Raw genomic sequence first — 23,384 nt, forward strand, 5'->3', positions numbered from 1 at the left:
ATAGACACGATCAACCGCTACAGCCCATCAATACTCAGGTTTGATCTCCGCCATCAGGTCTTATGGGATGGCTGTGACTTTAATTTTGAACCTAATCCTGCATTTGCAGATGAGTTCAAGCCGGGAGCATGGCGCCTTTGGATAGACCGACTGGCTGATGGAGACTTTAATGATAAGCCCTTTCTCCTTTACACAAATTTGGACGTAAGCCACGAGAGCACAATGTGGTCACTGGGGACTCCGAGTTCTGCTGCATCGAAGATTCGGCTAAGTGAACGCCACCGAATCCCACCAGAGGTACGACCCGATCCAGCTAAAGTTCATGTACCCGCTTATCTCCCTGATGACTTCGAAGTCCGCCATGAGATTGCTAGGTTTTATGAAGCCCTGGCTATCCAGGATCTCCAAGTAGGTGAAATACTTAGGGCTCTGGAAGCCTCCGGAAAGAGCGAAGACACCTATGTGATATATTTGACTGATCACGGTCGTGGGCTTCCCCGCGAAAAGCGCTGGCCCTACGCAGCGGGAATTCATAACGCCCTCCTCATAAAGGGCCCTGAAATCCAACCAGGCCAGGTCAGCAAGGACCTAGTAAGCTGGGTCGACCTCGCTCCCACCATCCTTTCACTCGCTGACGTCGAGGCACCTTCAGACTACGAAGGCCAGGTGTTTTTAGGATCAGAACCCTGCCCACCGCGCGACTACATTTTTGCGGGACGCGACAGGATGGATTGTATTTACGATCGTGTCCGAGTAGCTAGAGTCTCCCACCACCGCGTCTTCTCGTTGAGAAAATCTAAAACTGTCGACACGCCCCAGTGTTTGAATAGTCCGAAGAGATAGTCTGACATGAGGAAATTTGTGCTCATTAGACGCAGTAAAGTCGCGTCACAAATCAGCCAAAAACCGCTCCGCTTCTCTGGACCATCGTTGGATGCGATCAGCTTTTCTACAGATTCTTGTATTCTGAGAAACGCATAGCCCGTCGAAGCTTTTACCGCGCCTGCGGGTGTCCCTAGATAGGAAAGAGCCCCCTTAGCTTTATTGTGTAATCCCGGCAGAACAGACATAGGTATCCGCCCCAATTCCCGATGCTGAATGCGATAGCTGACTCCTTCATATCGATCCGAAAGATAGCAGCTCAAACCCTTCGCATAGTGCTCCTCCTGCCATAACGATGCCCCAATCACGGTAAATTCGATGAGTGCCCGATTAGGCGCAAGTGGTAGCACATAGACAAATTGCACTTCTCCGTATTCAGTAGGGAGAAAATCCATCAGAGTTGCCGAATCCACGTCAAAACAGGCCGCGTCCGTCTCGACCTCCCACCCAAGAAAATGCTGCCATCGAGCACGGGGATCCTCCTGAACAATTTGCTCAGCATCGGCAAAAGTCTGAACAATTCGTTTCCCCCGGAATTCTTTTCCATTCTCTAGGGTAAGATTTCCTGATGGCTGGGCAGGAATGACACCTGCCTGAATAAAGTCTATCCGATCGTCCCAAGCAATCTGCTCTCAATAATAGGCGTAAAACGCATCGCTGCGAATCATGCAATAATCGCGACCTTTTAAATGCGTCTCTACCGTTTGGTTATGCTTGAGCACCGATGCACGCTTCCAACGCTTAGAGATTAGCCCGTCAAACGCGTGTTGGCTTCCGTCACGAAAGCACCATGTTCGATCATATTCCCTACGCCTTTCCGGATCGATCAACAAGATACGTTCGTCTGGGCCACGAGTCTCCAAAAGACGGACAGCTAAACTCAAACCCGCAAGACCTGCACCACAGATCACCCAGTCCCGGTCCACGGCCTGAGTTGAAAACTTCATTACAATGCTCCCTTGGGCAAAAACAAAAACAGGGGTATAAAAAAGAGCCACTGTACGACAAAAAACCCTTTCACAACCCAGTCTTTTTCTAACTCACGGGAGCTGAAAAATTCTAAGATCAGGCCAAACAAGAAGCCTAAGACCCACCAGGCAATATAGTTCTGGAGAGGCACATCGCCGCCAGCCCATGACCAGAAATCCAGCTCGATAGCGACAGGTTCGATAAAAAAATCCAACGCTACCATCAAGGTCGCGCCTAATGCACATCTCCTAATTTTTCCTATCTTCAGCGGCCTCAACCAGGCCAACACTCCCCAGACCAGCAATGCCCAGTTAATCCCAATCACCCAAGGCACTCCGGCAATCTTCCAGCCTAATGTCGCTCCATAGCTGTAGTCTCCGAACACTAGACCCGTCGCCACACCTGCGATTTCTGCGAGAATACCCAAGACGCCCACCAGGAGCAAAAGACCGTTATCGCGCACCGATAAGCGACTTTGGCAAAATACGACCACAAATAAGCAAAGTAGCAAATTTCCAGGCGTCACCCACTCGAACCAGTCCCGAAGAGGCGTGAAAAAGCCAATGGCACCCACCAGATGAAACACCACGAGGATATAGATGCCTAACCAAGTTTTTTTACTCATTATTTTGTTATAAAATATTTCTTTGCCGCATCTGCAGCAATTTTCGCTGATAGTAAGACCAGAGGAATGCCCCCCCCTGGATGCACACTGCCCCCGACAAAGAGCAGTCGATCAATACGGCTCGTGCGATTGGGATGGCGCAAGAAAGCAGCAAATTTGTTGTTTGAAGCAGCACCGTAAAGCGCACCACGGTAACTGTGTGTTTTCGCCTCAATCTCTGGGGGCGACAGTGTAGCTTCGGTCTCTATCAAAGATTCAACATCATCACCTAGGCGCTCAGAGAGTTTCTTCAATATAGCTTCCCGCGCCCGCGCCTTGTAGTCGTCCCAGTTCACGTTGGCATCATGAGGGGCATTGATCATGACAAACCAATTTTCCTTACCATACGGTGCGTCTGTCGCCTCGCACTTCGAGCTGATGTGGATGTAGACCGTAGGATCGGGCGACGGAGCTTTGCTTGAGAACAAACCATCAAACTCCGCACGGTAATCGTCTGCAAAAAAGATATTATGTAGTCCTAATTTGGAAAACTCTTTTGCAATCCCCCAATAAAAAATGAGCGCCGAACTCGAACGCTCCTGAGAAAGGGTTTTTTCCGGTGCAGGCTGATTCGGCAACAGTCTCCGGTATGTGGGAACCACATCCATATTGGAAACAATCAAATCGAAAGAGTGCGACACGCCGTCAACTAACACGCCTTTAGCCGCCCTTTCTGCCACCTCAATTTGCTCCACTGTTTTGTTGAAATGAAACTCAACTCCCATCTTCTCAGCCAATTGCTGAAGCACTCTCGGAATCGCGCGTATCCCTCCTTTCGGGAAAAAAGAACCTACACCATGCTCGAGGTGCGGGATCATCGTCAATAAGCCCGGGGCACGGTAAGGGTCCGAACCGTTGTAGGTGGCAAATCGATTGAAGAGCTGAACGAGCTTGGGATTATTGAATGCCCGACGGTTATGGCTATCCATCGTACCAAGCAAATCGACACGAAAGATCTCTTTCGCCAATTTGAGTGTCCTCAGATTCGTCCAAGTTGAAAATTCATTCAGTGGGTTTTCCAAAAAAACCTTCCCGAAATGCTGGTAAGCGTGTGCCGCTTCATCCAGATACTTCAGCACCCGTCCCGCGTCTTCGCCAAAAATCTCTGAAGCGGCCTGGGCAAATTGTTTAGGCTCAGCCGGTGCTTCGAAGTGCAGTCCATCGTTCCAGAAATAGCGGCAAGCAATCGACTCTTCAGCATACTCAAATGCGGCGGGGTCCTCACCCGCGACAGCAAATAAATCATCTACGAGCTCCGGTAAGGTAAACAAGCTCGGTCCAGCATCGAAGGTGTAACCTGCCTGCTCAAACCAGGTAGCCTTGCCCCCTGCCGAAGGACCCGACTCGAACACGGTAACGCGAAATCCCTGGGCCGCCAAACGCACGGATGTCGCCAGTCCACCTAAGCCGGCCCCAACGATACAGGCGGTAGGTCTGGCTGTATTTTCCATGAGCATGAAAATACGAGAGCAGATTCTCGTCCCCACGCAACCCAGACTAGTGCCAATTCTTTATCGACGACCGCAAAAACGCAGCAGGCTCAGTCCGAACCGCACGAACAACCGAGCTTAGCAGCACCTTGCCCGTGCGCGCAGCGTGCCCGGCGGCACAACATGAAATTTCTTGTATGCGCACTCGCGAGTAAGACACCACCGAGGACGTTAAACCCCGTAATCGCATTGAAGAGGTCTCCCTCAGCAACGGCCGCACAATGAGGGCAATACCCACCCGCGGCGATTTGGGAGTGACCCCACATCTCGTAAATTGTGATGCTCACCAGACAGGCGAGCCCAAACACACCCAATAAAAACACGGCATCGTCCTTGTGCCTTCGACAGCCCATGAAGACCGCTAGACTCGTCGTAGGCACCACCAATAATAACATCCATAAGTGAAAATTGGTGCTCACCCAAAAAGTCGTAGCGATGATGGGTAATGCCACAATCAGGAGCGGTGTCAGCAAACAGTGCACGGCACACAGCATAGACATCCCGATCGCCAGAGAATCGAGCCATCCATGGGACCTAGGGTCTATTTTATTGGTCGCTACACTCATCGGAAAAGCTTTCGAGTCACTTAATTCACCCAACCCCGTGCTACAAGTAACTCTGCAATTTGTACTGCGTTGAGCGCGGCGCCTTTCCAAATCTGGTCTCCAGAGACAAAAAGCGCCAAGCCATTATCGAGAACCAAATCCTTGCGAATACGACCGACCCCACAGGGTATACGGCGCGTATAGTTCATGGGCATCGGATAAACATTATCGGCTGGCTCATCGACCAGCTCCGCTCCTTCAAAGGCAGCCACCACCTCACGGGCTCGAGCCACACTCACAGGCTTTTCAAATTCCGCCTGAAGCGAGACCGAATGGGCCCGCATCACCGGCACACGAACGCATGTGGTCGATACGCGCAGCTCCGGCAGACTCATGATCTTCCGACTCTCTAGCGCCATCTTCATCTCTTCTTTGGTGTAACCACTGTCCTGGAAGACATCGACATGGGGAATGATGTTATCAAAAATCTGGTGCTTGAACGCATCAGGCCGAGGCAAGGGCTCACCGGCTGCCCATGCCTTTGTTTGGCTGACGAGTTCTTCCATGCCAGCTTGTCCGGCTCCGGAAACAGCTTGATAGGTAGAAGCAATCATCCGCTTCAGACCAAACTCTCGATGCAAAGGATAGATGCCCATCAAGGCCACAATCGTAGAGCAATTGGGGTTAGCGATGAGGCCTGAGTGCTGTTCAGCCGCCTCAGGGTTGATCTCGGGGACAATGAGTGGGGCACGCTCATCTTGGCGAAAAGCCGAGCTATTATCGATCACCACACAACCTCGCTTCGCAGCTTCCCATCCCATAGCCTTCGTCAGGCTCGAGCCGGCACTGAATAGTGCTAAATCCAGATCATCAAAAATAGCCTCTTTGGTCTCATCCACGGTGTATTCCACGCCTTTATAGGAGATGATTTTCCCCTTAGAGCGCGCTGATGCGAAGAGGCGAATTTCCTTGGCCGGAAAGCCTCTGTCTACTAATAATTCCAAAAGATCGCGTCCGACTGCGCCAGTCGCTCCGATGATTCCAATAGTATACGGTTGAGCCATGAGTCTTATGAAAAAGACCGCCTTGCATAGGTGGATCGAACAGCGTTGCCAAGACCTTTCAATGCACGCTTGGCCCGATACCGTATTAGTAGTCGAGATCGAGAAGCAGACCCTGACTCTCGTCGAAGCCGGAAAACCCGCACAAGTCTACACAGTCTCAACCTCAAAAAATCCCCCGTCCTGTGTAGAAAACTCCTTTGGCACCCCATCGGGCCTTCATGAGATTGCCGAAAAGATCGGGGCGGATGCTCCTGCGGGCACTGTTTTCGAGTCGCGCGTTCCCATTGGAAACATGTCCGACATGTCCCAAGACGAGCTCAAACCCAACCTGATCACATCGCGCATCCTCTGGTTGCGCGGGCTCGAGCCCGGAGTGAACGCCGGTCCGGGAGTGGATACCTATAACCGCTACGTATACATCCACGGCACCCAGCAAGAATACCGCATTGGCCAGCCGTTCAGCGGAGGGTGTGTCGAAATGAAAAACGCCGATATTATGGAGCTCTTCTCAAGAGTCGGGATCGGTACATGGGTTGCTTTCGATTCAAATATCCCGCTAAGTTAACTCCACCCCAACTTTTAATAAACAAACCCAACCACTGCCTCAAACCCATGTCTGAAAAACCAGTCTACATTATAGGCCACAAGAATCCTGATGCCGATGCTATCTGCTCTGCCATCGCCTACGCCTCCTTCAAACACCAGACTGGTCATCCTCGATTTCAGGCTGCTCGGTGCGGCAATTCCAACCCGCGCATCGACACCATCCTAGAGAAATTTGACGCAAGCCTGCCACCGCTGATCACCGACGTCACTCCCAAGGTGCGCGACATCATGGTGCGGGACGTCCTGAAGTGTAATCAGGATGCCACATGTGCAGAAGCACTCGACATTATCGACGAATACGATGTGCGCTCCATCCCTGTGGTGGATGAAGACGATCGCATCCAAGGACTGGTTTCCATCTTCAGACTCGGCGAATTCTTCATTCCAAAACGTCGTGAAACCAAAACCATGCGCACCGTTTCCACGAGTATATCCGCCATCGTCCAAGCGCTCAAAGCACGTGTCATTCACACATTTGATGATGAGACGGACGGGGACTTTTTCGTGCGAGTCGGTGCGATGGATATCTCCAGCTTCGGAGATTACCAAAAGGATGAGATTCCCGCCGACAAGAGCATCATTGTCGTGGGAGATCGTAAAGATATTCACGAAAAATGCATTGGCCTTGGGGTGCGGTTGCTCGCTGTGACGGGAGACTTGGAAGTCGATCCTGAGATCATAACAAAAGCAAAAGCAGCCGGTGTTAGCCTGATCATCAGCCCGTATGATTCTGCGAGCACCTCATGGATCATACGTTCGGCGACACGGCTGAACAGAATGTTGGATCGCAATTTCCAAACTTTCCGGGAAGACGACTCACTTGATTACGTAAAACGCAAAGTACAAGAAAACTTCTTTCCGTCTTACCCGGTAATCGACGACGACAACCGGATGGTCGGTATTTTTTCTAGAACGGACTTGATCAAACAAGCTGGGGCTGAGCTCGTTTTAGTAGACCACAACGAAGCGGGCCAAGCTGTAAACGGGGTGAAGGATGCCAAGATCCTCGAGGTCATCGATCACCACCGTCTGGGCAATCTACCCACCGAACAGCCCATCATGTTTATGAACATTCCCGTGGGCTCCACGTGCACCATTGTGGCAACTCTCTTTCGACGTGAAGGCATCACGCCTTCTCCGAGTATTGCAGGTATTATGATGTCCGGCATCATCTCAGACACTTTGAATCTCCGGGGACCCACTACGACCAAAGTGGACGGAGAAATACTCAGCTGGCTATCCGATATCGCAGGCATCAGTGCCGAAGATTTATCCGACATGATCTTTTCATCCGGCTCCTTGATTCTGAGTCACTCGGCTGATCGTGTCGTGCGCTCAGACTGCAAGGTCTATAATGAAGGACCGATTCGCTTTTCCGTCGCCCAAGTCGAAGAGCTCGGGTTTGCGAATTTTTGGGATAAAGAAGACATACTCAGTCAAAGCCTGAGAGAGTTTCGTGAAGGCGAAGATCTCTTTTTCTCGGTTATGCTAGTAACTGACATCAATACACAGGATTCACTTCTGGTAGTATCGGGACCCGACGAGATCATCGATAACATCACCTATCCAAAGGCTAACTTTAACTCGGATCACATCTTCGAAATGCATGGCATCGTTTCACGCAAGAAGCAGGTGATCCCCTACCTCACCACATTTTTACGCAGCCTAGGTATTACAGCGTGAGCGTAGAAAAGGGCTGTATGTATCAACTCAATCTTCTCAAATGAAGCTAGACGATGCCCTTCAAGCTCACGTCGCGTCGCCCGATTACGTTCCAGCCCGCATCGACGAATTAGCCAAAGCACTCAGACTGAATTCCAAGGCCGATCGCAACCGGCTTAGGCGTCTAGTCAGTCACCGCATCCACAACGGCACCCTAGCCAAGATCAAAAAAGAGCGGATATGTCTGCCCCGCGATGCCGACCTCGTTGGCGGCACAATCAGCTTTCGCCAATCCGGCTCCGCCTTGATCATCACTCAGGCAAAAAACGGAAATCACAGTGAAAAATACGATGTCCGCGCCGAGGATACAGGCACGGCGCTACATGGCGATCAAGTGATGGCTCGCAAGGTCCGCAACTTTCGTGGACGCTACCGCAATCAACGTAAGCGGAGAGGTGGAGCCTCCCAGGATGACAAACAATTCGCCAAAGTTCTCCAAGTCGTGGACCGGAAGAACAGTCAAGTCATCGGCACCCTCAAACGCTCAAACTACACCTGGTTTGTTATCCCCGACGACCCGCGGATCGTGCAGGATGTTCTAGTTCCAGACCCAAAAACACTCCGGCTCAAACCTAAGCCCAGAGTAGGCGATAAAGTGGTGGTCAAACTCTACGAGTGGAAAGAGCGCCATCTGAATCCCGAGGGGAAAATCGTCGAGGTGCTCGGAAAGTCACACACACCGATGGCGGAATATAAAGCGATTTTAGCCAAGTATCACCTCGATCCCGAATTCCCGACCAACGTGATGGATGAAGTAGCAACTCTGCCTGACAGAGTGCGCAAAGAAGACATTGGCAACCGACTCGACTGCCGGCCCTTATTTTGTGTCACGATTGACCCCCAGGATGCAAAAGACTTCGACGATGCCATCACCTTCGAAGAGCAGCCCGATGGCACACGACGCATAGGGGTCCACATTGCAGACGTTTCGGCCTATGTTAAACCGAGCACTGCCTTGATTCGCGAGGCGAAGAAACGTGGCAATTCTACTTACCTGGTCGGCACGGTTATCCCAATGCTTCCGCACAAACTATCCAATGGTGTCTGTAGTTTGGTCGAAGCCAAAGATCGTCTCACCAAGAGTGTTTTTCTGACTTTTGACAGCAAGAATCAGCTCCTCAAAACCGAATTTGCCAACACGGTAATCCACTCGCGCAAACGACTCACCTATGAGCAGGCTTTTGCCCTGCTTAAGGAAGATGACCTAGATGTCATTCGAGACTTGCCCACGCCCCCGGCTCACCAAACCGGTTTTGCTGGGCGCGTATTGAACAGCTTGGCAGATGAGGAGTTGAGCTTCTTACAAGACTTAGTGCGGAAACTCTGGGACGTGGCTGGCACACTACGCACCCGTCGGATGAAAAGAGGCAGCCTGGATCTGGATATGACTGAGGTGAAAATCTACGTCGATGAACAGGGGTATGCCGACCGTATCGAGTCCGTCGCTCACGACGAGAGCCATCAGCTGATCGAGGAGTTTATGCTGGCTGCCAACGAAGCCGTCGCCAAGGCCATCCGCGAGGCAGACCTCCCAGGCGTCTATCGCGTGCACGATCAACCCGACGACGACAAACTGAGTGAGCTTGAAGAAACCATGCTCACCCACGAGATCCGAACCGGGGACCTATCCAATCGTAAGCACATGACAGCGCTCCTCAGTAACCTTAAGGATCACCCTCAGGGCTACACCTTGCGCATCGAAGTTTTGCGGAGTTTGAAACAAGCTTGCTACCGCAACATACCCGATGGCCATTACGGGCTCTGCAAGGACGATTACACACATTTCACTTCCCCGATCCGCCGCTACTCCGACCTCGTCGTCCATCAAACGTTTGATCGCCTACTCAAACGCAAACGGCTGCCTTCAGCCCCGGCCAAATTGGATGCGCGTTATTCTGCCGAAAGGCTAGATGGGTTGTGCGAACACATCAGCATCACCGAGCGAAACTCGACTGATGCCGAGCGTGAGTCCGTAAAAATTAAGCTGTTAGAATTCTTTGAGCGCCAAATGGATGCCGAGGAGAAACGCCCCTTCGATGCCGTGATTACAGATATCAAGAACCATGGCATGTTCGTAGAACTTACGCCATCGATGGCTTTTGGCAAAGTGCCCCTTTCCAGCATGAAGGATGACCTTTATGTGCTTAACGGTGATGGAAAGACACTTATAGGACGCCGCAAAAAAAGGAAGTTCTGCGTGGGAGATCGGATCCGCGTCGTTGTTACGCATGTCGATCGCTTCCGGCGACTGATGGATTTCCGCCTGGCGTGATCGCTGAGCTTGTCCTGATTTTTACAATTAAAAGTTCAATGTAGCTGACTAAGGGGCGACTTTTAGGGACGCCACGAATCGCGATGCAGCAGGCCGGCTTGCCCGGTTATGCGTCCCCCCTTAGTCAAGATTCTCATCGCGCTGTGCGTCCTTATCGGACTCGCATGGCTGATCCGTGGGAGCGTCCAGACAGAAAGCTTTGTCCTAGACGCTACAGGGGCCCCACACTTGACCTCTCCCACGCGACCCACTCCGCTGGGCGTGACTGCGGCCACCCCAGCCGTTTGGCCGATCAACACTCCAGAAAAGTCTTGGTATAGCCAAGCACCTTTAGCTTCGGAAACGATTGAGCTCAAAGCAGAGCGTGTGCGAATTCATCGTCGCCTCATTCTACGGCAGGAAGACCAAGCCCCCATCATCCACGAGCGTGTGGTCTCAACTGTCCAGCCCGATGCACTGAGCGAAGAAACGTTTTACCGGGCAGACCGTATCCTGCTCTCGACACGCACCCCGGATGAAATCCTAAATAAAGTAAGCAGGCACACAGCAATCAGTGGCATAGAAGTGATGCGCTCGAGCCCAATACTTCGCGTGCGCTTAGACATTTCTGATGACCCATTTCTTCTGCCCGACCTAAAAAGCACATTGGAGACCGAGCACCAGGGCCTTATTATCGGCAGAGACTATTTGATCGCTACCGCTGCCATTGAGACAAATGATCCTCTCAGCGTCCACCAATGGCACCTCGGCGGCTCGGGGAATGATTATCACATACAAGCCTTTGATGGTTGGGAACAACGACGCCACGCTCGATCTGTTGTCGTTGCGATTCTAGATAGCGGTGTCGATATATCCCACCCCGACCTCGTTCCCAATCTCTGGGAAAATTCAGGTGAAATCGCTGGGGACGGAATCGACAACGACGGCAACGGCTACGTCGATGATGTGCACGGTATTTATACCAATCATCCTGAGATCGAAGTAAGCGACCCGAATGGACATGGCACCCACGTGGCAGGCATTATCGGCGCGCGGGGCGATAATAGACTCGGAGTCACCGGCATTGCTTGGCAGACGCAGCTCATGGCGGTGCGCTTCATGGGAGAAGACGGCTCAGGGTATCTCTCAGATGCCGTCGAAGGTTTTGACTATGCCCGCCTCAATGACGCTCGAGTGATCAACTGCAGCTTCGGCTCTCCCAGTAATAGCTCATTCATGCGCCGGGCTATCGAACGCGCACGAGACGCCGGCGTGGTCGTCGTCGCAGCAGCAGGCAATGACGGGTCCGATACCGACGTCGTCCCCGGCTATCCAGCACTCTACACGACCTCGAATGTGATCAGTGTGGCGAGCACTCAACAGAATGGAGCCCTATCAAACTTCTCTAATTTTAACAGCACAGACATTGATGTTGCCGCTCCAGGCTCACGGATCGCCTCCACCTATCCAGTCGACCAGGGCAGCTATGTCTACCTCTCCGGTACGTCGATGGCGACTCCCGTAGTAGCTGGCATGATCGCACTCCTGATGGAAGAAGAGCCCAATTTAGAAACCGTTGCTCTGATCGACCGTATCAAAGCGACGAGCCGAGTCCCCAGCCGTGGCCGACTGCCTGTGGCGAGTGGCGGGATCGTATCTTTATCCGGAGCCTTGAGCGGCACACCTCCAGCAAATCCTCCCACCATTTCCGACGAAATAGAAGAGCTAATCATTCCTGTAGGAAATACCCTCAGCCTGTCTCCAACAGTAAACAGCGATACCGATGTCGAATATAGCTGGATTGGCCCCGACGGCTCGTATTTGGGCGCGACACTCGGCCTTGAAATCAGTTCGGCTAACATCTCCGACAGCGGCATCTATAGCCTGACAGCTACCAACGAGGCCGGTAGCACACAGCGCAGCTGGAACGTCACGGTGATGACTCCATCCATGGAAATTGCAGCTTCGTCGGGAGCCCTGGAATTGCCATGGATATCATCCTCCGGACTGGAGTGGATCAACCAGACTAATCCTTACGTCATGCACAGCCCCGCCATGACTCATAATGAATCCAGCAGTGTATCGGTTTATGTAGACGGTCCCGGAACACTGCACCTGGAGTATTACGTCTCCTCAGAGGCTTATTTTGATTTCTTTGAGGTCAAAGTCGACGGGATCACAGTGCTCCGAAAGTCAGGAAATGTGTTTTGGGATTCACTGGCACTCGATCTCAATTCTGGGCAGAGCGTAATCACTTTTTCCTACGATAAGGATCACAGCGTGAGCCATGGAGAAGACCGCGTATCGATACGCAATGTCTGGCTCGAAGAAGAGAGCGCTCCTGAAATCATCCTCCAACCTAGAAACCTCACATTAGCCGCGGGGGAATCGGGAGTCGCCAGCCTCAGCGTCGATCACGCAATTGGCGCCACCTTTGTCTGGTTTCACAACGAAATTGAAATCGCTAATACACAACGACCCAAACTGGCCATAATCGGATCTCTAGACGCCTCGGGCAGTTACCATGTCGAGCTCGTCCACGGGACCAACCGTACCGTCTCGGACACTTTCTCTGTCCGACTCGTCGAAGACGATTCAGGAGAATCTGATGATAACTTATCCCCACTTCCGAACGAAACGCCAATCACTTTAATGGTCGGCGAGCTTAGAGTGGAGGTAGAAGACTCAAGGAATGGATTTAGTATTTCAGAAGCTGGAGATTGGCTTCTAAAGGGAGACACGCCGGTCTCGTTTAGCTTCAACGCGAGCGAGACTGGCGCCTTTTCCTTATCATTGAGCGAACTAGCTGATCTGACCTGGGCCGTGACTGTGGATAATGCAAAACAAGATCTGATCGCAGGGGAACCGGGAACGTACTGGTTTGCCGCCCAGGCTGGAGAACGCGTCACAATCACCGCGACCAATACATCTAACGAACCTGTAAGTTTTGTTTGGGACCTGAATCAATTTGTCCCCGACACTCAAGGCCCGGTCGCCATATTCACAGCACAGTCAAATGTCATAGACTCACTCCAAGATCTAGAATCGATATACAGCATCGTATCTGCGTCGACCTACTCAATCGATTGGACACTCACCCCACTGGAACAAGGCACTATCGTTGCCTCCAGTGACTCATCCATCCTCTCGCAGCTCGAAGCGGCGGAATATCGTTTTTCTATGAGCATCGATCACCCCGCAGGTGTCTTTGATCTGCCTGAAGTCGATCTAGCCTACGTCGGCGATAGATCCGGTCTTTTCCCCGATTCAGTTGTGCTCACCGGAAATTGGTATCAACACGCGCGCCTGGGACTCTATTACTTCGAATCGCTCCCTTGGATAATGACACCCCATAGTGGTTGGTGGCACATCGCTGAAATGTCATCAGATCGCCGAACCTTCTGGGCTAGAGACACAAGCTTGGGCTGGATAAGAATTGATTTAGCGACCTTCCCTTACGTCTGGTCCGATGAGAGAAATTCGTGGCTCTATCTATATATAGATGGAGCGGAACGTTCTGTGTATGCGTTCGACAAGGCGACTTGGATCGAATGACGCGGACGCAAACGCTTTGGCAAAGCGTCCCTTACACTACCTATCCGACCACTCTCTTAATGCCGCAGCAATCGCTTGCGCGTATTCCTCGACCATAGATAAACGCTGCCGTCCATCGATTTCACGATAGCCTTCATAATCTCCAGCGGCGAAATGAGTGTAGGCCGCCACACTGTTTGCCACATAGGGCTCAAGAAAGACCACGGGGGCTTCAAACCGACGATTCGCGGCCAGATTTCGCGCCCAAATATACCCTTCCTGGTCCACCTGGGTCGCGTTGTCTCCCGTGTAGGTGTAGGCCGGGAGATGCGTGGCCTCCTTGAGATGCCGCGTAAAAATCTCGGCCGCTGCCATTTCCTGCACGAAATCGCCATGCGCCATTTTTTGCAAAAGTTCTAGACGCGCGGCGTCTGAATCAAGCTCTCCACGCATATAGGTACCGTGAACGAGGACATGCAGATTGTTCTCGTCAACCAGGGTAAATTTCTCGGGGTCCGGCCAGGAGGTCCCATTAATATGAATGCACACCACCAGGTCCGGACGCGGACCGGCATTGAGAACACGAGCCCGCGCTTCGATTTCTGCACTGCGATAAAAAAGGCGCTCTGCCAGGCTCTTGATCTGGTCTTGCTGATCCTGAGAAATCGCATCTTTTGATCCGGCATCATTACCCAAAATAGCAGCACGGGCTTTCTCATAGAAATCGTCTGCTCTCTTCTTTGTAGCGGGCCGATCCCCTTCCCGCGTGAGGACAATGTCTATCGCCTCGTCAACCAGGAGCTCTCTCACGCGCTGAGCCACCCGCAAAACGACATCTCCCTCCTGGAAGACAGGCCCATCATCAATTTTGAAGTGTCGGTGTTCCATCGGTCCCCACTCCCCACCTAAATGGCCAGGATCTAACACCACGAAAAACGGAGGCTGAGGTTCGGGGCGTCGCACGTCCTTCAGTCGAGCAAATCCCAGCAAGTCTCCTGACTGGCTCCATATCTCGATACGCTCCTCGTCTTCAGAGACTTTGACGGCGTCTGCCCAGTCCAGATTCGGAGCGTATACCTCATTCATCCATGCCACCACCGTCTCTGGATCGGCATAGACGACGGTGGCCTCCTCGTTCTGGGGTCCACATCCCGACAGAAAAATCGAGAATCCGAGGGTTGCTAGAGTTATCCGAAATGACACTGTCATCGAAGTCATCGAATCTATCGACCCACATCCACACAGCAAAGCAATCATGAATCGCGCCATTTCTACCCTTACCCTCGCCTTGATTACAGGCCTCTCATTACCCAATGCAGCCCATGCAGGCTGGCTCGATTGGCTATTTGGTAAAGACGAGGCGAGCAGCGAAACAACAGTCGCCGACCCCTTAGCACACTTCACCGCTGCCATAACCGAGCAGGCAAAAGCGCAAGGAGGCAGCCTGATCAAAGACCTGGCTAAGGACATGAACGGCAGTGTTGCAACCCTCGCTTCATTGCTCGGCGGGTCACCTGAGCAGGTAAAAACACTCAATAACACCCTGGGAGCATTTCAGGAAAACTTCTCTGCGAAAGACTTCACCACCCTACTCACCAGCTTAAGTGGACTTACTTCAGGCGGACTCAATGAGGAACAGCAAGGTGCCCTAACCAATACCATGAAAGCTGCGACAGCCTTTGGTTTGCAGACATTTTTATCTGACAGTCCGTACAAATCGGACGTGGAGAAAGTGATCACTTCCTTGCGCTCTGGAAACTACGTCAGCGCCATTCAGCCAATGATAAAACTCTCTGAAAACGCCAAGCTCAGCCCGGAACACCAAGGCCTAGTCGACGCAGCGAAGGGCTACTTCCAAAAGCTTGGCAGCAGCAAAGCCCTTGATAGCCTTAAAGGGCTACTCAAATAAATACGCTCAAATATCTCCTCAAAGAGTCTAGATTCGGTGACAGACCCATCAGGCCTAATTGAAGGGACGGGGGGTTCTTTGCACTGGACCTACAACGATCACCATAAAAGAGAGGAGCTATTACTCGCTATCCCTGTTACCCGTTGGTACCCTTGTTGTGGTCGAGCCGCTGTTTCAATTGCACTCAGACCCATCACACACGAACCGCGTGTTGATGGCACCGGCTGACATAAGCTTTACAATTTGACTACAAAACACAGTGTCTATCACAGATCCTCAGAAATGCGCTTTCTCTCCCTGCTTCTCCTTCTCCCCGCTGCCTTATACTCATTTAACGTCGGCAGCTTTTTATACTGCATCGTCGACTCGGAGAATAGTGAGAATGATATGACAGTTTCATTCATTCCACAGATAAGCCACACGATCTCCACGACTACGCCTCTAAGCACAAAGCAGAACTCGTCGAGCGAACGATTGCTCTCCAGCAGTATTTCCACCGACATCGCGCCTTCCTCCGCAGTTGAGTTGAACACTCAGCTGATTGATACAGATTACACGCTGACGGATTTAGAGACATCGTTCCTCGAAGACGATTTCGATGAATTTTCCTTCGAACTGGAGGAGTAGACTCGGAAAACTTACCAACAACTCGCGTGAGCAGTATTCATACAGCCTCCACCCTACGTCCGCTTCGCTAGAGACACAAAGAAACTATTTCCGGCGTCCTTTCTGCGCCTTCCGCGGCTCGATCATCTATCGATCCGACCCCCTCCATCGCCTTAAATCTCTCAAGGAGGCGCCAAGGCGCGGAGAAAAGTTTTACCAGTCTCATTAAGAGAAGATGCTCGCAGATGCTTTGCTCTAGTATTGGTCACGATTCGATGCAGTTGCTAAAATATTAATCGCACAAGAAGGCGGCGCTTGAGACGGGACTCTTTCCTGCGCCGAAGCCCGGTAGGCTTCAATAAAGAGTGTCCCGCTCAGCGAGGGAAGTAACGGCGATTGTTCCCGGCGCGAGTTGTGTTTTCTGAGAAGGGGATAAAAGATTCGGTCCAGATCAGAGATTCTTGCCATCTGCGCATACACCCTCGACGTTGAACAAAAGAAAGGACTTGTGCTCCTTATCGATAGGGATACCGTGATACGATGGAAACAGTTACGATATCTCCGAAATTCCAAGTTGTTATCCCACAAAAGATTAGAGAACAGCTCGGCTTGCGCTCTGGCGAGAAGGTCCAGATGATTCCTTTCGATGGTCGCGTGGAAATTATTCCCTCGAAGCCGATGAAGCAGATGCGAGGATTTGTGAAGGGCATCAATACTGAGATCGATTCAAAGTAGCTTGAAATGAATATCGTAGATTCTTCTGGATGGCTCGCGTATTTCGCCGATGAGCCAACCGCTGATTTCTTTGCTGAGCCGATTGAATGTGTGGAGGATTTACTTGTTCCATCCATAACTCTTTACGAAGTATTCAAAGTCTTACTGCGAGAGGCAGGAAAAGATCGGGCTTTCCAAGGGGTAGCTGTGATGCTCCAGGGGCGGATTGTTGAGCTTAACACGGAGTACTCATTAGAGTCCGCAGCGATAGGGCTCGCGGAGGGGCTGGCTGTAGCAGATTCGATTATCTATGCGACCGCGTTGAAATGTGATGGAATTCTATGGACTCAAGACGTTCATTTTGAGGGTAAGGCAAACGTGAAATATACTTCAAAAGTAACTGAGGCCTAACAAGAATGATTGAGAGGGCGGCGCAGAACGTGATCCCTTCTCATCATGGAAAACGCAAACAGTCTCGTCGCGTCGACAGAGAGAACAGGTTGGTCTGTAAGTGGATAGAAGAAGATCGATGCGTGGTTTTCCTTCAATGTCGGTACCACTACGAACGCAATTAGAACAAGCCTGGATATATAACACAGATTATAGGCCGCAAGATTGACGGTTAGGTGTCGTGCAGGTATGAAGAGGTTGAAACAGTGGGGACAAGTCCCCAACCCAACTGCCTTTGTTGTAGTCGCCTCAACTACAACCACTGGAGCCGAAAAGCAACAACCCGAAAAACTCCCCGTCCTTTCAATTGCACCCGTGCAGGCAAAAGCAACAGGGGTCGGATCAAAAGATAACCTGCCTAGTCCCAATCAAAGACCAGCTCGCGAAAGCAATCTGTGCCCATCTGAGAAATCCGCGGTTAAATCCAAATTACGCAATAGATCGCGGCAGATGAAGCAGAGCGACACTAATGAAAACAGATTAGCGTGAATTCGCGTCCATTCGCGGATGAATTGAATCACCGATTGGCCCGACTGGTCTCTACAGCCAGCTACGCCCTGCGAAAGTCGACTGGGGTTTTTCTGCGTGGAAAGCAAGTGGTGCACACCTCGCACCCGTGAGCTGCTCCATCACACACACGCCGGGCCTGACAGTGCTCACGACCGTAAAAAATAATTTGTAGGTGGAGCTTATTCCAGGAGTCTCTTGGGAAGATTCGTTTCAAATCTTTCTCGGTCTGAGCCACGTTGCGCCCGTCTGAAAGCTTCCAACGCTGGGCGAGCCTATGAATGTGGGTGTCCACTGGAAAGGCAGGCACGCCGAAGGCCTGAGACATCACCACACTGGCCGTTTTGTGCCCCACCCCAGGCAAGGCCTCAAGCTTCTCAAGATCTGCAGGCACCTCTCTGTCATATGCATCTATTAAGATCTCAGAAAGTCGGTGGATGTTTTTCGATTTGGCAGGCGACAAGCCACAAGGACGGATAATCGCTTGTATATCCGACACTGTCTGCCTCGCCATGTCGGCTGGGTTATCTGCCAGAGTAAAGAGGCTGGGCGTCACTTGGTTAACGCGTTCATCCGTGCATTGCGCAGAAAGCAATACCGCCACAAGCAAGGTGTATGGATCCTTGTGATCCAGTGGAACCGGAGGATCCGGATAGAGCCTGTTCAACAGCTCAAAAATGTATGCTGCCCGTTCTTTTTTCAGCATATGTCAAAGCTTAGCAGCCTTATTCACTCGAGCTGTAGAAATCGTCGATCTTTTGAGCCACATCGCGGTAGCCGATATCAGCTGAATAAAGTTTCTTATACTCTTCTATAGCAGCGGTCTTATCTCCTTTGAGCTCCCAGCACTGAGCTAGCTCATACATGATCTCCTTCTTGAGATCATTCATGATCTTAAGCTCCGAGTTGGCTGTGTTCAGCTGTTCCGCTGCAAGATCGAAAATACGCTTGGTTTTGAAGGCTTTGCCCAAATTCACGAGAGACTCGATGCGCACCTTAGGGTTGCGCTGAGAGATTTGGAATTGACCAATCGCTTGATCCAACTCCCCCTTTTCGAGAAGCAAAACGCCGTAATCGTAGCGATAGCCGTATTCGTTAGGATACTTTTCAACCAGCTCTTTTGCCTGGTCGAATTTAAAGTCCACGAGCTCTTGCTCTGCTTTCTGAAGAGATGCGTTGAGTTCACCATTGTTCGGATCGCCGTCCAGCAACTGTCGACGTTCTTCAATGACTGCCTCGCGTTGCTCGATCTCAAAACGTTGCTGCAGTTTCTCGAGTGCTACATCTGCCCCACCTGCGTCGGTCTCGCGTGCTTTACTGATCCACAAGATAGCATTCTCAAAATCACCCAGTTTGTGGTAATTATTAGCAAGGTCTCGCATGACGTTGATGTTACCCGGCTCGTCCGCTGCCTTGGTCAAGGCAGATTTGATAAGGGATTCGATAGCGTCTTTCCCTGTAACAGAGCGGCTGGCTTGTTCCAGCTGAACCGCTTCTTCTTCATCTTTGAGCTTGTCACGGAAGTCGTTGTCCTCCTCCCATTTGCCCTCTTCAAGTGACTGAGCTACTGAAGCACGTCGAATGATGGTTTGGGCATCCCCGTCAGAAGGGGCAATACGGATAACTGAATCGCATTTCTTAATGGCCTCTTGAGTTTGCCCGATCTCGATGAGTGCATTGGCAAGTGCCTTAAGGTTTTCTACATTCTCAGGCTCCAGCTCTTCGATACAGGTGTAAGCGAACACGGCAGTGTTAAAATACTTCAGCTCTTCCGCGGCCTGTCCGAGAAACTTATGCGCCATGACATTAGTCGGATCCTCCGTAAGCATGGCCTCTGCAGTTTCCAATACCCGTTTGGGATCCTTTTTAACCTTAGACGCTCCTCCGAGTGCGAATGGAGCGGAGGTTACCTTGGCAAAAAAACGTTTGGCCGCTGAACCCTCGCCAGTCGCGAGCTTTTGGGCATCCCGTAACACCTTGCGGACATCGTAAAGCCCCGGAAACCGTTTCAATATGTCGGTGCAAATGGGAATGGCGTAGGAGGGGTTACCTTTATCTATCGCATGCCGTGCGTTTTGCACCTGTTTTTGAAGACGGGGGTCAATATTTGAAAGGGGCTGTTCAGACATGTGGGTTATTGTTGGGGAGAGCAGGGACCAATATCGGAATAGAAACTAGATCAATACTCGGCTTAGCCTGTTATTCCTAGAGTGAGAATGTAAAATTCATTCTTTCATCGATGCAAAGTCAAAGACCTAAATTTCGCCACAGGCGTCGAGACTAAGATTCCCGGCTAAAATCCGCCTCCAACGCCTGTTTCAATGTGGTCATACAAGCCACCACCGTATCAGACTCATTCGCCTCGACGAGCAGCCTTAATACATGCTGTGTTCCGCTGTAACGGGCGAATAAGCGCCCCTGCCCCTGCAATCGACTCTCCCATGACTCGATCGTTTCCTGAAGGTGGGTCAGCTGCTCCAGTGGTCTTTTCTCTTTGACGGGGATAGAGGCCGTCTCTTGTGGAAACAACGATACCCGCCGAGCGAGCTCCGTTAGCGAAGAACGGGACTCTTTCAACAGCTGCATCACGCCAACCGCGGCCAAGAGGCCGTCACCTGTAGTCGCCCATTTCGCTATAATAATATGCCCGCTATTTTCACCGCCACAGCGCGCTCCGATCACGCGCATCCGCTCCGCTACATAACGATCACCGACCGCCACGCGTTCCATCACCCCTCCCGCTTGGGCAATGGCCTGATCGAGCCCCATGTTGCTCTGGATCGTCCCAACGAACGCAGTCCCTTCGCCACCCGCGCGGACCTCGGCGAGGCCCAGCACTCCCAAAAGCTGATCGCCGTCGATTAAAACTCCATCCGAATCGATGAAGACAACACGATCTCCATCTCCATCATGAGCAATTCCAAGATCGAATGCTCCAGCTGCGACGTGAGCCTGAACGACCTCGGGATACTCACTCCCAACCCCTGCGTTTATATTGTTTCCATCTGGAGCCGTGTGCAACGACCCCACCGAGGCTCCAAGTCGACTCAAAATCTCTGGAGTGGTCTGGAAAGTCGCGCCATAGCCGCAATCCACCGCAACGCGTAGTCCCGAAAAATCTAGATCGCCCAACAACTCGACGATGCTGTCGATATATGCCTGTGCGCCATCGAGAGTTTGAGAGAATCGACCGTCAACAGAGAGGTCGCCTGGTACACGATCGATATGAGCTTCAATTTCCTGCTCATCCACATCACTCAATTTACATCCGCTGCCATCAAAAAGCTTAAAACCGTTGTCCTCAGAGGGGTTGTGACTCGCCGAAACCACCACTCCCGCGACGCATTGCTTTGCGATTACCAAGCGCGCCACCGCCGGTGTGGGCACGACGCCGACATCTACTACCTCAAATCCCTCACATGCCAGACCCTGGGCAATCGCAGTGGATAGGCTTAACCCACTCGCGCGCGTGTCACGACCGATCAAGACCTGCCTTTTATTTGAATCAGACTTCCGTAGCCATGCACCCAATCCCGCACCGAAACGGAAGGCCCACTCCTTGCGCATAAGTGGGCCTCCCACGGGGCCCCGCACGCCATCTGTTCCAAAGTATTTTCGCATCCTCAACCCTGATGCGCGGCGCGCGCAGATTCCATCCAGCGAGACACTTGGCCTGCATCCATTGCATCCCGAGCATAAGCAATTCCGGCCGCAATCGAATCGACTCGCTCGGCAACATAGAGGCCGATTCCTGCATTCAATAAGACAGTATCGAGTAAGCCACCCGAGTCTTTTCCAGAGAATAGCTGCTGCAGGCGTTCAGCATTTTCTTCAGGGGAACCGCTCACGACGTCTCCAAAGCTCGTTTCTGGCAGATCAAAATCTCCAGCAGACCAGACTCCTTCTCGTCCGCTCAGTTCTCCCACCCCAAAATACTGTGTCGACCCCGAGGTAATTGCTTTATCGACAACTTCACCGCTCGAAGCCGTGCCATGAACCACGAACGCTCGCGCCCGATCAAGCTGCTGCAACGCCCGACCAATTGGCTCAACCAAGCTCGCTGCATACACACCCAACACCTGATACTTCGGCTGCGCTGGATGAATCAGTGGACCGAGCACATTAAAGACGGTTAGTTTTCCCTCTGCGGCCAGAGCCTTCCGCACAGGAACGATGTGCTTGAAGGCCGGATGATAAGACGGAGCAAAAAAGAAACCGAAGCCGGTTTTTTCAATTAAATCGGCAAGCTCGTCCTCGCTGCGATCCCAACGAAATCCCAAAACCTCTTGAATATCGGCTGTGCCTGAGGGTGTCGTCGCACCGCGGTTTCCGTGTTTCATGACACGCACACCGCAGGAGGCTAGGATGAAGCAGACGGCTGTCGAAATGTTGAAAGCATTGGAACGATCACCGCCCGTGCCCACAAAATCAATTGCAGTATCCGCGAGCTTTTTAATGCGCTCACTCGGCTGGACCGCTCTGGTTCTAAACTGCGCTGCTAGCATCGCTATCTCAGCTGGCGTTTCGCCTCGCGCGTGCAGTGCCACCAGCACTGCCTTCTTTGCCGCAGCATCCACTGCCTCGTCGATCAATGCCAAGGTCAGCAGTGCGACATCAGCTTCCTTCATTGTAACCCCGTCAGCAATCGAAGCGACCAAAGCGTTTAGAGAAGAGTCGTTCATCAGTCCAAACAAGCTGTCGCTAGCGAATTGGTGCAAGCGCGATTTTGAGTGATCATTGACACCCCTTTTACGGCGAAGAAACTCAGTTCATGCTCGGCGACACCGCCATCATCACTAACGGGGCAGCAGCCTTCCTCGTTGGCATGCTCACCAGCCCACACTGCTTACTGATGTGTGGACCGCTGTCTTGTGGACTCTTAGGCGGGCCAAAGCAATCTGCCGAGCAGACCTTATTTTCCCGTTCAGCTTATCATATTTCGCGGGTGTTATCCTACGGTATCGTCGGTGCAGTGGCTGGCACACTCGGATACGCGTTCATGCAAACGACTGCATGGAGCCTCCAGCCCTTACTCCCTTGGGTATTTGTCGCCCTCTTGCTCGCCTTTACGTTTCGCATTCACGCGCACATCCCTAAGCCACCCTGGGCTGCGAAGTTCGCTCAAAGCATGACTCTGCATACGCGGTCCTGGCCTCCAGTATTCCAAGGCGTGTCGCTTGGGCTGATCACCCCGATGCTGCCGTGTGGTCCGCTCTACTCTGTTTTTTGGATCGCAATGATGGCGAGTAGTCCATTGCTCGGAGCAGAACTTGGCCTAGGCTTTGGTTTGGGCACCATACCGCTTCTCTGGTTGGGACAGCATGCATTTACCCGTTTGCGAAAAAAATTCTCCGGTCGCTGGATCAGTCGCCTTCAGCGATCTGTCGCTGGCATGGCAGCTTTGGCCATCGCCCTAAACGCACTCAATTTTGATGCTGATAGAATTCTAGAGCTCTGCGGTTTCTGACAGA

22 protein-coding genes are annotated in these 23,384 nt (G+C 51.9%); 11 read left to right on the top strand and 11 right to left on the bottom strand.

Annotation, left to right across the window (positions count from 1 at the left end):
• A partial coding sequence (locus HRU10_08405) for a sulfatase-like hydrolase/transferase (protein ID NRA27254.1) occupies nucleotides 1-843 on the top strand: 843 nt, incomplete at its 5' end.
• Here HRU10_08405 and HRU10_08410 read toward each other — a convergent pair.
• The 6 genes from HRU10_08410 to HRU10_08435 form a co-directional block, all read right to left on the bottom strand.
• A complete protein-coding gene (locus HRU10_08410) occupies nucleotides 738-1,508 on the bottom strand; it encodes a hypothetical protein (protein ID NRA27255.1) in 771 nt (256 codons plus the stop codon). The genes HRU10_08405 and HRU10_08410 overlap by 106 nt on opposite strands.
• Before the next feature lie 6 nt (nucleotides 1,509-1,514).
• Nucleotides 1,515-1,829: a hypothetical protein gene (locus tag HRU10_08415; protein ID NRA27256.1), complete on the bottom strand. Its 315-nt coding sequence runs from the start codon at nucleotides 1,827-1,829 to the stop codon at nucleotides 1,515-1,517.
• Nucleotides 1,829-2,476: a carotenoid biosynthesis protein gene (locus tag HRU10_08420; GenBank protein NRA27257.1), complete on the bottom strand. Its 648-nt coding sequence runs from the start codon at nucleotides 2,474-2,476 to the stop codon at nucleotides 1,829-1,831. The genes HRU10_08415 and HRU10_08420 overlap by 1 nt, the downstream gene beginning before the upstream one ends.
• Nucleotides 2,476-3,966: a phytoene desaturase gene (gene crtI / locus HRU10_08425; GenBank protein ID NRA27258.1), complete on the bottom strand. Its 1,491-nt coding sequence runs from the start codon at nucleotides 3,964-3,966 to the stop codon at nucleotides 2,476-2,478. Before crtI ends, HRU10_08420 begins: the two co-directional genes overlap by 1 nt.
• 89 nt (nucleotides 3,967-4,055) lie before the next feature.
• Nucleotides 4,056-4,571: a MerC domain-containing protein gene (locus HRU10_08430; protein ID NRA27259.1), complete on the bottom strand. Its 516-nt coding sequence runs from the start codon at nucleotides 4,569-4,571 to the stop codon at nucleotides 4,056-4,058.
• A gap of 20 nt (nucleotides 4,572-4,591) precedes the next feature.
• Nucleotides 4,592-5,614: an aspartate-semialdehyde dehydrogenase gene (locus HRU10_08435; GenBank protein NRA27260.1), complete on the bottom strand. Its 1,023-nt coding sequence runs from the start codon at nucleotides 5,612-5,614 to the stop codon at nucleotides 4,592-4,594.
• Between the two features lie 61 nt (nucleotides 5,615-5,675).
• Between HRU10_08435 and HRU10_08440 the strand changes: the two genes are divergently transcribed.
• From HRU10_08440 to HRU10_08455, 4 genes are all read left to right on the top strand, one after another.
• On the top strand, nucleotides 5,676-6,179 hold the full coding sequence (locus HRU10_08440; protein NRA27261.1) for a L,D-transpeptidase: 504 nt from the start codon (nucleotides 5,676-5,678) through the stop codon (nucleotides 6,177-6,179).
• A gap of 47 nt (nucleotides 6,180-6,226) precedes the next feature.
• Nucleotides 6,227-7,903 (top strand): putative manganese-dependent inorganic diphosphatase, encoded by a 1,677-nt coding sequence (locus HRU10_08445; GenBank protein ID NRA27262.1) that lies wholly within the window; start codon nucleotides 6,227-6,229, stop codon nucleotides 7,901-7,903.
• Between the two features lie 40 nt (nucleotides 7,904-7,943).
• Nucleotides 7,944-10,214 carry an RNB domain-containing ribonuclease gene (locus HRU10_08450; GenBank protein ID NRA27263.1) on the top strand — a complete coding sequence of 757 codons (2,271 nt, stop codon included), beginning with the start codon at nucleotides 7,944-7,946 and terminating at the stop codon, nucleotides 10,212-10,214.
• A 108-nt stretch (nucleotides 10,215-10,322) separates the two neighbouring features.
• Nucleotides 10,323-13,748, top strand: a complete 3,426-nt coding sequence (locus tag HRU10_08455; protein ID NRA27264.1) for a S8 family serine peptidase — start codon at nucleotides 10,323-10,325, stop codon at nucleotides 13,746-13,748.
• Nucleotides 13,749-13,784: 36 nt separating this feature from the next.
• Here the strand turns inward: HRU10_08455 and HRU10_08460 are convergent, their stop codons facing one another.
• On the bottom strand, nucleotides 13,785-14,936 hold the full coding sequence (locus HRU10_08460) for an N-acetylmuramoyl-L-alanine amidase (protein NRA27265.1): 1,152 nt from the start codon (nucleotides 14,934-14,936) through the stop codon (nucleotides 13,785-13,787).
• A gap of 46 nt (nucleotides 14,937-14,982) precedes the next feature.
• Here HRU10_08460 and HRU10_08465 point away from each other — a divergent pair, with 46 nt between their 5' ends.
• The 5 genes from HRU10_08465 (at nucleotide 14,983) to HRU10_08485 (ending at nucleotide 17,531) form a co-directional block, all read left to right on the top strand.
• Complete coding sequence (locus HRU10_08465; protein ID NRA27266.1) at nucleotides 14,983-15,636, top strand: hypothetical protein; 654 nt, start codon at nucleotides 14,983-14,985, stop codon at nucleotides 15,634-15,636.
• Nucleotides 15,637-15,918: 282 nt separating this feature from the next.
• Nucleotides 15,919-16,263: a hypothetical protein gene (locus HRU10_08470; protein ID NRA27267.1), complete on the top strand. Its 345-nt coding sequence runs from the start codon at nucleotides 15,919-15,921 to the stop codon at nucleotides 16,261-16,263.
• Nucleotides 16,264-16,782: 519 nt separating this feature from the next.
• Nucleotides 16,783-16,977, top strand: a complete 195-nt coding sequence (locus HRU10_08475) for an AbrB/MazE/SpoVT family DNA-binding domain-containing protein (protein NRA27268.1) — start codon at nucleotides 16,783-16,785, stop codon at nucleotides 16,975-16,977.
• A gap of 6 nt (nucleotides 16,978-16,983) precedes the next feature.
• Complete coding sequence (locus tag HRU10_08480; GenBank protein ID NRA27269.1) at nucleotides 16,984-17,367, top strand: type II toxin-antitoxin system VapC family toxin; 384 nt, start codon at nucleotides 16,984-16,986, stop codon at nucleotides 17,365-17,367.
• 29 nt (nucleotides 17,368-17,396) lie between these two features.
• Complete coding sequence (locus HRU10_08485; GenBank protein NRA27270.1) at nucleotides 17,397-17,531, top strand: type II toxin-antitoxin system YoeB family toxin; 135 nt, start codon at nucleotides 17,397-17,399, stop codon at nucleotides 17,529-17,531.
• A 425-nt stretch (nucleotides 17,532-17,956) separates the two neighbouring features.
• Here HRU10_08485 and nth read toward each other — a convergent pair whose 3' ends face one another.
• The 4 genes from nth to trpD all read right to left on the bottom strand — a co-directional run bounded on the left by nth (nucleotide 17,957) and on the right by trpD (nucleotide 22,595).
• On the bottom strand, nucleotides 17,957-18,619 hold the full coding sequence (gene nth, locus HRU10_08490) for an endonuclease III (protein NRA27271.1): 663 nt from the start codon (nucleotides 18,617-18,619) through the stop codon (nucleotides 17,957-17,959).
• 19 nt (nucleotides 18,620-18,638) lie between these two features.
• Nucleotides 18,639-20,042 (bottom strand): hypothetical protein, encoded by a 1,404-nt coding sequence (locus HRU10_08495; protein ID NRA27272.1) that lies wholly within the window; start codon nucleotides 20,040-20,042, stop codon nucleotides 18,639-18,641.
• Between the two features lie 151 nt (nucleotides 20,043-20,193).
• A complete protein-coding gene (locus tag HRU10_08500) occupies nucleotides 20,194-21,534 on the bottom strand; it encodes a phosphoglucosamine mutase (GenBank protein ID NRA27273.1) in 1,341 nt (446 codons plus the stop codon).
• Nucleotides 21,535-21,536: 2 nt separating this feature from the next.
• The gene (gene trpD / locus HRU10_08505; protein NRA27274.1) at nucleotides 21,537-22,595 is read right to left on the bottom strand and encodes an anthranilate phosphoribosyltransferase; all 1,059 of its coding nucleotides are present in this window, start codon (nucleotides 22,593-22,595) and stop codon (nucleotides 21,537-21,539) included.
• Nucleotides 22,596-22,684: 89 nt separating this feature from the next.
• On the opposite strand from trpD, the gene HRU10_08510 reads away from it, so the two are divergent.
• The gene (locus HRU10_08510) at nucleotides 22,685-23,380 is read left to right on the top strand and encodes a sulfite exporter TauE/SafE family protein (GenBank protein ID NRA27275.1); all 696 of its coding nucleotides are present in this window, start codon (nucleotides 22,685-22,687) and stop codon (nucleotides 23,378-23,380) included.
• The last annotated feature ends 4 nt before the right edge of the window (nucleotides 23,381-23,384 follow it).

Source organism: Opitutales bacterium (assembly GCA_013215165.1).
Taxonomy (GTDB): domain Bacteria; phylum Verrucomicrobiota; class Verrucomicrobiia; order Opitutales; family JABSRG01; genus JABSRG01.